The sequence below is a fragment of the Shimwellia pseudoproteus genome (genome assembly GCF_016415625.1).
GTDB lineage: Bacteria > Pseudomonadota > Gammaproteobacteria > Enterobacterales > Enterobacteriaceae > Shimwellia > Shimwellia pseudoproteus.
This window is the reverse complement of record NZ_WBXP01000071.1, coordinates 1-11,178: the sequence shown is the minus strand read 5'-3', so window position 1 is coordinate 11,178 and position 11,178 is coordinate 1. Positions and strand designations below refer to the sequence as shown.

Sequence of the window (11,178 nt, the reverse complement as noted above, 5' to 3'; positions counted from 1 at the left end):
ACTATCGGCGAAGGTGAGTTGATGGCTCATGATGTCCCTCTGGGATGCGCTCCGGATGAATATGATGATCTCATATCAGGAACTTGTTCGCACCTTCCATAGGGTTCATCGGGGTCAGGATAACAACGCGTGGCAAAGCGACGGAAAAATGTAAACGGCTGACGACGTTAAATAAGGTTACGGAAATGTCGCCATATCCAATGCAGAACCGATGACAGCGCCGCACGTTCATTTGGCACCTTGCTAAAAAACATAAAGTATGTTGTAACTAACACCTTCTGCCACCAGCCACCACGGGGCCCCGTATGACCAGCTATGACCTGACAGAACGCCTGAGAGTGACCTTTAACGCACTTGAGCACAACCTCCAGCAGCTGAATAACACCCTTTCCGCCACGCGGTTACTGGTGGCCCGAGTTTTTCGGCTCCCGGAAATCGATAAAGGCGCGGAGCATGATCCTCTGTCCACCATCGCCGTTGAGCAGTTAATCGGTAAACACGCGGCTACGGCAGCGCTCGGCCACTTTACCCACCTGTTCATTCAGCAGCAGTCGGAAAAGCGCAGCACCAAAGCGGCGGTGCGCCTGCCTGGCGCATTGTGCTACAACGTGACAGCGTCACAAAAACAACAATTGCAGTCCCTGGTCAGCCAGATAAACCAGCAAAAAGCCGAGTTTGAACAGATGGTGACCGTGGAATCCGGGGTAGCCTCCCCGGGGCGCTTTGAGTGGGTCCACCACCGCTTCCCGGGATTACTGACCCTGAACACCTACCGTCGCATTACCCTGCTGGATAACCCGTCCACCATCAATTTTGGCTGGGCGAATAAGCAGATCATCAAGAATTTAACCCGGGATACCCTGCTGGAAACCCTCGAGAAAAGCCTCAATAATCCGCGCACCGTGCCGGTCAACGATCGCCAGCGCTGGCTGGACAATGTTGCCCGGGAGTATCAGGACGTGGCGGCCTTACCGGCCACGGCGAGGCTCAAGATCAAGCGCCCGGTCAAAGTACAGCCGGTGGCCAGGGTCTGGTATGCCGACCAGCAGCGCCAGGTGCAGCATGCCTGCCCTTCTCCGCTGCTGGTACTGTGTCAACGCGATGCCGGGGAGGCTATCCCCGATATGGGGGAACTGCTCAATTACGATGCCGATAATATCCGCCATCGTTACCGGCCAGATGCGCAGCCGCTGCGGCTGTTGATCCCGCGGCTGCACGTTTACCTGGCCGAGTAAGCACTCAGGCCCCCATACTGCCGGTCATTGCCTCTGGCCGCACCCAGCTGTCGAACTCGGCCTCTGTCAGATAGCCCAGCGCCAGCGCCGCCTGTTTCAGGGTTAGCCCTTCTTTATGGGCTTTCTTGGCAATCTCCGCCGCCTTGTCATAGCCGATATGGGTATTCAGGGCGGTGACCAGCATCAGGGACTCATTGAGCAGTTTGTCGATACGCGGACGGTTCGGGGTGATCCCGGCGGCACAGTGCTGATCAAAACTGACAATCCCGTCTGCCAGCAGGCGCACCGACTGCAACAGGTTATGGATAACCATCGGCCGGTAGACATTTAACTCAAAATTACCGGATGCGCCGCCAATATTGACCGCCACATCGTTACCCAGCACCTGGCAGCACAGCATGGTCACCGCCTCACACTGGGTGGGATTGACCTTGCCGGGCATTATCGAGCTGCCGGGTTCATTCTCGGGGATGCTGAGCTCACCAATCCCGCAACGGGGGCCGGAGGCCAGCCAGCGCACGTCGTTGGCGATTTTCATCATACTGGCCGCCAGGCCTTTGAGGGCGCCGTGGGCATGGACCAGCGCGTCACAGGTGGCGAGGGCCTCAAATTTATTCGGCGCGCTCACAAATGGCTGGCTCGTCAGGGTGGCCAGCGCCCCGGCCACCAGCCGGGCATACTGTGGATGGGTATTGAGGCCGGTACCGACGGCGGTCCCCCCCAGCGCCAGCTCCGCCAGATGGGGCAGACTGGCGTCAATATGGCGCAGGTTGTGATCCAGCATCGCCACCCAGCCGGAAATTTCCTGGCCGAGGGTCAGCGGGGTCGCGTCCTGCAGGTGGGTACGGCCAATTTTAACGATGTCCTGATAATCCGCCGCCTTCTGCGCCAGGGTACCCCGCAGCTGGTTAACCGCCGGGATCAGTTGTTTACGGATTGCCACCAGCGCCGCCACGTGCATAGCGGTGGGGAACACATCGTTAGAACTCTGGCTTTTATTCACATCATCATTCGGATGTACCCGCCGGGACATCCCCCGCTCACCGCCCAGCAGCTCACTGGCGCGGTTGGCCAGCACCTCATTCATGTTCATGTTGGTCTGGGTGCCGGAGCCGGTCTGCCAGATGGCGAGGGGGAACTCGCCATCATGCTGGCCGGCCAGCACTTCATCGGCGGCGGCAATGATTGCCCCGGCGCGATCGTCGGGTAGCAGACCAAGCTGGGCATTCACCTGGGCTGAGGCACGTTTAGTCAGCGCCAGAGCCTGAATCAGTGCCGGGGGCATTTTCTCACTGGAGATACGGAAATGTTCGAGTGAACGCTGGGTCTGGGCGCCCCATAACTTATCGGCGGGGACCTCAATGTTGCCCATTGAGTCTTTCTCAATACGGGTTGTGGCCATGACGTGCTCCTTGTGATTCGTCAGTTGACTAAAAGTGTAGTCGGGCACACATTGCTACCGGGTGATAAAGGGCGTTTTGAGCCACGGGTATCAAAAAAAGGCGCTGATTTTATTATTTTATTTACACATTTATAGCATTTTCATAACACAGCAATCAGGCCCTTTGCCAGGCAGAGATGACAAAGGGCCAGCGCATCAGCCTGTTACTTCGCGCAGCGGTTGCACTGGGAGGTCAGGATCTGCTGGAAGAAGTCATTGCCCTTGTCATCCACCAGGATAAACGCCGGGAAATCTTCTACCTCAATTTTCCAGATGGCTTCCATCCCCAGTTCCGGGTACTCGACACACTCCAGATGCTTAATACTCTGTTGGGCCAGTACCGCCGCCGGGCCGCCAATGCTGCCAAGGTAAAAACCGCCGTGTTTGCGGCAGGCATCCGTCACCTGCTGGCTGCGGTTCCCCTTCGCCAACATGATCATACTGCCGCCTTCGGACTGCAACAGATCCACATAAGAGTCCATACGCCCGGCGGTGGTTGGCCCCAGGGAGCCGGAGGCATAACCCTGCGGCGTTTTTGCCGGGCCCGCATAGTAAATCGGGTGATCTTTCACATACTGGGGCAGCCCTTCCCCGGCATCAATGCGCTCTTTCAGTTTGGCGTGGGCAATATCACGCCCGACGATTATGGTCCCGCTCAGGGACAGACGGGTCGATACCGGGTGCTGGGACAGTTGTTTGAGGATCTCCGCCATCGGCCGGTTAAGATCCACTTTGACCGCTTCCCCTTCACCGGCCTGGCGCAGATGCTGCGGGATATATTTACCCGGATTGTGCTCCAGTTTTTCCAGCCAGATACCGTCACGGTTAATTTTGGCTTTGATGTTGCGGTCCGCAGAGCACGAAACCCCCATCCCAACCGGGCAGGACGCCCCGTGGCGCGGCAGGCGGATCACCCGCACATCATGGGCAAAATACTTGCCGCCGAACTGGGCACCGAGCCCTAAATTCTGGGCTTCTTTCAGCAGCTCCTGCTCAAGTGCCAGATCCCGGAACGCCACCCCGTGCTCGTTACCTTCGGTGGGCAGGCCGTCATAATATTTGGTGGAGGCCAGTTTTACCGTTTTCAGCGTGGTTTCTGCGGAGGTGCCGCCGATAACAAACGCAATGTGATACGGCGGGCAGGCGGCAGTGCCGAGGGTGCGCATCTTCTCGACCAGGTAATCTTTCAGTTTCCCCGGGCTGAGCAACGCTTTGGTTTCCTGGTACAGATAGGTCTTATTGGCCGAGCCGCCGCCTTTGGCGATACAGAGGAATTTATATTCATCACCCTCGGTGCTGTAGAGATCGATCTGGGCAGGCAAGTTGCTGCCGGTGTTCACCTCCCGGTACATGTCCAGGGGGGCGTTCTGGGAATAGCGCAGGTTATCTTCAATAAAGGTGTTGTACACCCCCCGGGACAGGGCCGCTTCATCGCCGCCGCCGGTCCAGACCCGCTGGCCTTTTTTGCCAACAATGATAGCCGTGCCGGTGTCCTGGCAAGTGGGCAAAATGCCTTTCGCGGCAATATCGGAGTTACGCAAAAATTGCAGGGCGACGTATTTATCGTTTTCACTGGCTTGTGGGTCATCGAGGATGGCCGCCACCTGTTGCTGGTGGGCCGGGCGCAGCATAAATGAGGCATCGTGAAACGCGTGCTGGGCCAGCAAGGTCAGTGCTTCCGGGGCAACTTTAAGCACGTCCTGGCCGTCGAACTCCGCGACCGAAACGTGATCCTTACTCAACAAATAATATTCGGTGTCGTCTGGCTGTAGGGGAAACGGGGCCTGATAAAAGAAGGGTTTATTCGACATTGTTCTCTCACCTGTTACTTCAGTAAGTTAATTCCATACTTTGTCTGCCCCTTTTCGCGCACATTCCGTCGTAATGGGGCAATAAAGCATCCGCCGTTACTATATTGACACATTTTATTAACAAAGCCGAGAAGAGTCCGTGTTTTTGCGCGCGTTGATTACTTCGCGGCATAAAATTGCTTTAATAGGGGCAGACATTTCTTTTAAAAAATACAGGGCATTAATTATGCAGCGACTACAAAATGCAATTCAGAATTACGCCTGGGGCAGCAAAACCGCGTTAACCGAGCTGTATGGCGTCAGCAATCCTGAAAATCAGCCGATGGCAGAGCTGTGGATGGGTGCCCATCCGAAAAGCAGCTCAACAGTGGAAACTGACACCGGCGTGACAGTGTCACTGCGTGATTGTATCACTGCCGATCCCGCAGGCTTATTAGGCCAGGAGGTGGCGGCGCGTTTTGGGGAATTGCCGTTCCTGTTTAAAGTGCTGTGTGCCGCCCAACCGTTATCTATCCAGGTCCACCCCAGCAAATCCGCGGCGCAAGCGGGCTTTGCCCGGGAAAACGCCGCCGGTGTGCCGCTGGATGCCGCCAACCGTAACTATAAAGATCCCAACCATAAACCCGAGCTGGTCTTCGCGCTGACCCCGTTCCGCGCCATGAATGGCTTCCGGGAGTTTGGCGACATTGCCGCCCTGCTCGCCCCGGTAACCGATGCCCACCCGCTGATTGCGCAGTTCATTCGCCAGCCGGATAGTGACCACCTGCGGGATCTGTTTGGTGGCCTGCTGAGCCTGACCGGGGCGGAGAAAGACCACACGCTGGCCGTGCTGCGCCAGGCGCTGGAACAGCAGCACGGTGAGCCCTGGGACACGGTGCGCGCCATCGCCGAATTTTACCCGAACGACAGCGGGCTGTTCTCCCCGCTACTGCTTAACGTGGTTCAGCTGAAACCCGGTGAAGCGATGTTCCTGTTTGCAGAGACCCCACACGCCTACCTCAACGGCGTGGGTCTGGAGGTGATGGCCAACTCGGATAACGTACTGCGCGCCGGGCTGACCCCGAAATATATGGATATCCCGGAACTGCTGGCCAATGTGCAGTTTGTCGCCAAACCGGCCAATCAGATCCTGACTGCCCCCCGGCGTCAGGGGGATGAGCTAAACTTCCCGATTCCGGTGGCGGATTTTGCCTTCTCGCTGCATACCCTGCACGACACCGCCGCGCCGCTGGTACAGCACAGTGCCGCTATCGTCTTCTGTGTGGCAGGGGAAGCCAGGCTACATCAGGATGGCACAACCCTGGTCCTGCGCCCGGGGGAATCTGCCTTTATTGGTGCCAGCGAAGCACCGGTGAGCGTCAGTGGCCAGGGTACCCTGGCCCGGGTCTATAACGACCTAAACTAAGTTACTGATCTTTGAAGCAAGGATTGCTAAGCTTTACCGCGGAAGCAAGAACTCATCCCGGGCCACACGGCCCGGCTTAAATATGGAAACCGAACGATGAAAAAATCACTAGTCGCTGTCGGCGTTATTGTTGCTCTCGGGGTCATCTGGACCGGTGCCTCATGGTACACCGGCAAACAGCTTGAAGGCCGGATGGCCGACATGATAGCCACCGCCAACCGCCAGCTACAACAAACCGCGCCGGATGCGGGCCTGGCACTGAGCTATACCCACTACCAGCGCGGCGTGTTTACCAGCCAGATGCAACTGGTGATCGGCCCGGACAGCAAAGCCACCGGGTGGCTAAAAGCGGGCCAGCAAGTGGTGCTGGACGAAACCCTCAGCCACGGCCCCTTCCCGCTGGCGCAGTTGAAGCACCTGAGTCTGATTCCGTCAATGGCCTCGGTGCGCACTACTCTTGTGAACAACGACACCACCCGCCATCTGTTTGAGATGACGAAAGACAAGTCGTTTATTGATGCCCAAACCCGCATCAGTTACAGCGGGGCCACCGCTTCGGACATTCAGTTGCTGCCGCTGGATTACCAAAAAGATCAGGACAAAATCAGCTTTAGCGGTGCCAACATCAGCGCCGACGTGGATAACGACGGTAATGGTGTCGCCATCACCGGTAAGGCAGACAGCGCGGTGATTGCCACCCTCAATGATTACGGCCAGCACGTCCAGCTGACCATTAACGGCCTGAATACTGACGGTAACAGCAAACTGGCCGACTTCGGCGAGCGTACCGGCACCCAGAAGCTGACCATCACGAAAGCGGCGATTGCCATTGAAGGTAAAGAGATGGCGGTGCTGGAAGGCTTTAACCTCAACGGCCAGTCCGCGGTGGCAAAAGACGGCAAACACCTGGATGCCAGCTTTGACTATGCGCTGGATGCCCTGAAAGTGCAGAACCAGAACATGGGGAGCGGTAAACTGGCGCTGAAATTCGCCAATGTCGACGGTGAAGCACTCCACGCCTTCAGTCAGAAATACAATACCGAAACCCGGGCCTTGCTGGACAGCACCGATAACCAGGAAGAATACACCGCCAGCGTGCTTGATATTTTCTTCGCCAATTTGCCACTCCTGCTGAAAGGCGAGCCAGTCGTTACCATCGCCCCGCTGAGCTGGAAAAATGACAAAGGCGAAAGCACCCTGAACCTGTCGGTCCTGATGAAAGATCCCCAGGCCAGCGGCCAGGCCACCAGCGACGATCAACTGATCGGCAACAGCATTAAATCCGTGGACGGCAAACTGGTTATCCCCATGGACATGGCCACCGCCCTGATGACCCAGGTCGCAAAACTGGAAGGTTACCAGGAAAGTGACGCGGAAAAACTGGCGGATCAGCAGGTGAAAGGCGTTGCCGCCATGGGGCAGATGTTCCGCCTGACCACCACGGACAATAACAACATCACCAGTAGTCTGCAGTACAGCGATGGCCAGGTCACCCTGAATGGCCAGAAAATGTCACTGGTGGACTTCCTCGGTATGTTTGGTATTGCGGCACCGGAACCTGGCGCCGTACCGCCACCGGCCCCGGTACAGCCCTGATCCCTGCGCACCAACAGCCAGCATCCGCTGGCTGTTTTTTTACTACTCCATCCCCCCCGCCAGGGCCTTTCTGACCTCCTGACGGGCGGCGCTAAACTGCTGTTGATATTCAGCACTGGCCTGCAGCCGGGCAAACGCCCCCGCCGCAAGCACCCTCCCGGCGTCAACATCACTGGCCCAGTGCACACCGCAAATCAGGCGGCTGCGGCCAAACTCATAACCCCGTTGCATAAGCGCCGTGGCTTTTTCTGGCACCATTGCCGTCAGGGTCATCGCCCACAAAAAACCCGTCACCGCATGGCCTGAAGGGTAAGATCCGCCATCATTACTCAGGGCGCTGTGTTCCGTGGGGGTACAGCTTTCAATGTTGAGGGCGGCATAAGGACGGATGCGCTCAAACGCTTTCTTTGCCCCATTTGACGCATAGCCTGCATCACTCAAGAGCCGGGTAAGCAGCAGATGTAAATGGGGCGTTTTCTGCCGGGATATTGCGATACCCAATGGCGCAGAAAACGCGCTGCCAATAGCCCCAAAGGACAGTTTGGCATCCTCATAAGCCTGGGCGCCGCGCGGTGTCTCCCGGAATTTTTTAAGTGCCTGGAAGGTGGCCACATCCGATAACCAGGCAGCGCTATTTTCCTCAGGAGGCGGGGGCAAAATCTGGCTACCGTCAGGATAATCCGCTGGGCTCAAATAACCATTAATCCATCCGCGGATCCAGGGTGAAAAACCAATATCGGGATGGTTAATATCCCGGTAGTCCGTGCGCCAGGTTTCACTGGGGTTATTATTCGGCGCAATGTTTACCTCCGCGGCAGTGGCGTGGGGTATCACCACCCAACAGCCCGTCCCCAGCAACAGGGCGTATAGTTTAGCTAATATAGACACAGGTATATCTCCTGAGCGTAATCGTTAATTAACCCGGGACAAACAATCCCAGCAACCAAAGCAGATTCAATAAGATGCCGGTGATAATGACCGCCACCACAGGGGCGGCAATTTTGAGTACCGGCCTGCCAATGGCTTCATTAAGGAAATACAAGGCTGTCGCAACAGTAAAACCGGTATAACCCGCCATTTTTATGGCGGCAAAAATTGCCCCGATTAATAGTGCAAACTCCATCAGCATGTTCATGGCGTTACGGATATTATCGGAAGCATCACGCACCGAGGGATAGCGGCCCAGCCACTTACCGATATAACGCAGTAAGACAACTTCAAGGGCGATAACGAGGGCCCCCAACGGGGCGGCAATCCAGACAGAGGGGGAAAGATAACCCACCACGAAGACAAACGTGAACCCGGCCACGGCATATACGCCGGTAGCCAGTGCAGTCGTGGCTATCAGCGGAATAAACCCCAGCCCGCGCATAAACTCAGCCAGTGCAGCCTGGTGTACCAAAGCGGTTGATTCAGCCGGATCGACTCCCGGGGCATAGGCTTTCGCCAGGGTATAGATAGACACTTCCGTTCCGCCAAAGATACGCAAACTGGCCACGGCGGCAATCAGTGCCCCAACGATCATAATCCAGGGTAACTGCGTAATGATCCGTTGAGAACGCTCTTCAAATACTGAATACGCGCCGCCACCCAGGAGATCGCCTGTGCAGCGCTTGCGATCCCGCCAGATTGCGGTTCCCAGTAACATGACCATTCCGGCAAAAATTTCGATGGACTCAGGAAATAAATGCGGGAAAAAGCGCACGACCAGGATCCGCGACAAGAGCACGACCACGCACCCCAGCAGCCCAAGGCGTAGCCCGAACTGATAAAACAACGCCACCAGTGGAAACAGCGCAAACGCCGACACCACCGGGCTACTTAACTCACCCAGCGCACCGATAATATCCACCGGCAGTGAGGTTAATATCTGATTTATCGGCTCCAGGCTGGTAAAAACCAATACGCCCCACATCATCCCCAACAAGAATGCCAGCCACGGACTAAAGGCCATTACGCCGATAATATCGGTGGGCAGGAATAGCAGCCAACTGTTCAGCAGGCCAGTGGACAGCGTGAATGAGATCCCCACCGACGCCACAAAACCAATACTCAATCCAAATGCGATACTGCCGGCCTCCCGGCGGCTCATATGCCCTTCCACCAGTTGCGGTAAAATAGGCCGAATACCGTCATGGAACACCGCAGCAGAGCGATGAGACAATAATGCCGTCATCCCCGTCAGTAGTGACACCAGAATAATGGGCAAATAGCTATCCATAATGCCCCCTAGTCCAGTTCAGCAACCAGCAGTGGGATGGCGTGTTCCACATGCTCAACGGAAAGCCCGAAAGCGACTTTGCCTTCCGCCACCCAGCGGGATATTTGGTCAGCTTTCGCCTGTACACCCGGGCGGGCAATGGTACAACTGCGGGTAAAACCGATAATAGCTATCGCCATTGACAGTGCGGCGCCCGCACCGGTATTACACGCGCCAATATAATAATCCAGCTGATTGTTTTTCACCCCGGTGGCCGCGTCTATATCACTCATAATATATAATTCAAATTTCCCGGGGGCCTGTTTCTCAATCATGTCGCGGATACTTTCCCGCTGTAATCCAGCGATACCAATTTTTTTCATCATATGTCCTCGTTATTTTTATTATTTAAAGAAAGTTGCCGGGTTATCGCGCAACATCAGGTCAATCTCATATTGACTAATTCCGGCCGCACGCAACTGAGGAATAAAGCTATCCATCAGATAGCTAAACCCTGGGCCACCATTTTTTTGCAGATGAGATTTGCGGGTAATATCCATTGACAACATAACCCGGTTTAATAAACCGCGCTGCGAGAGCGCCTGCAGCATTGCGACCCGCTGTTCATCCGGAAAGTAGCTATTTTTCCCGATAGTATCAAACTGCACCCAGGCACCACCGTCGATTAACCGTAACACGGTGTCGAGGTTCTCGCGCAAGTCACAGTGCCCTATCACTATGGACTGTGCCGGCACTCCCCAGGAAGTCAGCAAGGCCAACTGTTCCAGCCCCATTGTGCTGAAGCCCGTGTGGGTCGATATAGGGCGACCCGTCTGGTGCCAGGCCAGCGCAGCAGCGTGAAACATTTTGGCTTCATCCGGGGTGATCTGCCCTTCACTGCTGCCAATTTCTGCAATAACACTCGCCCGGATCCCGCTATTGCCGATACCATGCTCTATTTCATGGATCATTTCTGCCGCCAGGGCCTGTACATCTGATTGAGCAACGTGGGGTGGATAGAAAGCCTGTTGATAATATCCCGTGGATAATAAAACATTAATACCGGTATCGGCCATTAGCCTGGCAATAAAATCGACATTACGGCCCATATAACGATTAGTAACTTCAATAATATTACGTACCCCGCGCGCAATAAGCTGGCGCATTTCATCACGAATTAAAATATACTCATCAAAGCAGCAATCAGGGTTATTTTTAAAAGCAGAAAGATCGATGTAAAGGTGTTCATGGGCATAGGTATACCCCGACGGATCAATAGTCGGTAAGAGTGTCATACTCATTCTCCTGTTATTTTCTGACTAATAGCGGCTTTGTTGAATAAATCAGATTTCGGGTAAGTCTCCCCCGTAGCGGGTTGTGTTTTCAGGCAATACGCGGCTTTGTTGAATAAATCAGATTTCGGGTAAGTCTCCCCCGTAGCGGGTTGTGTTTTCAGGCAATACGCACACTTTCAGGCATACCTGCTTTCG

9 protein-coding genes are annotated in these 11,178 nt (G+C 55.5%); 3 read left to right on the top strand and 6 right to left on the bottom strand.

Annotated features, from left to right (window positions below; all coding sequences use genetic code 11):
• Window positions 1-305: 305 nt before the first annotated feature.
• Window positions 306-1,235 (top strand): DNA replication terminus site-binding protein, encoded by a 930-nt coding sequence (gene tus / locus F9C28_RS18810; RefSeq protein WP_199016812.1) that lies wholly within the window; start codon window positions 306-308, stop codon window positions 1,233-1,235.
• Window positions 1,236-1,239: 4 nt separating this feature from the next.
• Here tus and fumC read toward each other — a convergent pair whose 3' ends face one another.
• Both fumC and fumA read right to left on the bottom strand, forming a co-directional pair.
• Window positions 1,240-2,637 carry a class II fumarate hydratase gene (fumC, locus tag F9C28_RS18805; RefSeq protein ID WP_199016811.1) on the bottom strand — a complete coding sequence of 466 codons (1,398 nt, stop codon included), beginning with the start codon at window positions 2,635-2,637 and terminating at the stop codon, window positions 1,240-1,242.
• Window positions 2,638-2,840: 203 nt separating this feature from the next.
• Window positions 2,841-4,487 (bottom strand): class I fumarate hydratase FumA, encoded by a 1,647-nt coding sequence (gene fumA, locus F9C28_RS18800; protein ID WP_199016810.1) that lies wholly within the window; start codon window positions 4,485-4,487, stop codon window positions 2,841-2,843.
• Window positions 4,488-4,713: 226 nt separating this feature from the next.
• Between fumA and manA the strand changes: the two genes are divergently transcribed.
• Both manA and F9C28_RS18790 read left to right on the top strand, forming a co-directional pair.
• Window positions 4,714-5,892, top strand: coding sequence for a mannose-6-phosphate isomerase (manA, locus tag F9C28_RS18795; protein WP_199016809.1), 1,179 nt, complete (start codon window positions 4,714-4,716; stop codon window positions 5,890-5,892).
• A gap of 96 nt (window positions 5,893-5,988) precedes the next feature.
• The gene (locus F9C28_RS18790) at window positions 5,989-7,488 is read left to right on the top strand and encodes a YdgA family protein (RefSeq protein WP_199016808.1); all 1,500 of its coding nucleotides are present in this window, start codon (window positions 5,989-5,991) and stop codon (window positions 7,486-7,488) included.
• Window positions 7,489-7,530: 42 nt separating this feature from the next.
• Here F9C28_RS18790 and F9C28_RS18785 read toward each other — a convergent pair whose 3' ends face one another.
• The 4 genes from F9C28_RS18785 to F9C28_RS18770 are packed head-to-tail and all read right to left on the bottom strand — an operon-like array spanning window position 7,531 to window position 10,983.
• On the bottom strand, window positions 7,531-8,376 hold the full coding sequence (locus F9C28_RS18785) for an acid phosphatase (RefSeq protein ID WP_332909430.1): 846 nt from the start codon (window positions 8,374-8,376) through the stop codon (window positions 7,531-7,533).
• 28 nt (window positions 8,377-8,404) lie between these two features.
• On the bottom strand, window positions 8,405-9,709 hold the full coding sequence (locus F9C28_RS18780) for a YhfT family protein (RefSeq protein WP_199016807.1): 1,305 nt from the start codon (window positions 9,707-9,709) through the stop codon (window positions 8,405-8,407).
• Window positions 9,710-9,717: 8 nt separating this feature from the next.
• On the bottom strand, window positions 9,718-10,071 hold the full coding sequence (locus F9C28_RS18775; RefSeq protein WP_199016813.1) for a DUF2620 domain-containing protein: 354 nt from the start codon (window positions 10,069-10,071) through the stop codon (window positions 9,718-9,720).
• Between the two features lie 21 nt (window positions 10,072-10,092).
• Complete coding sequence (locus F9C28_RS18770) at window positions 10,093-10,983, bottom strand: phosphotriesterase-related protein (protein ID WP_199016806.1); 891 nt, start codon at window positions 10,981-10,983, stop codon at window positions 10,093-10,095.
• Window positions 10,984-11,178: the final 195 nt, after the last annotated feature.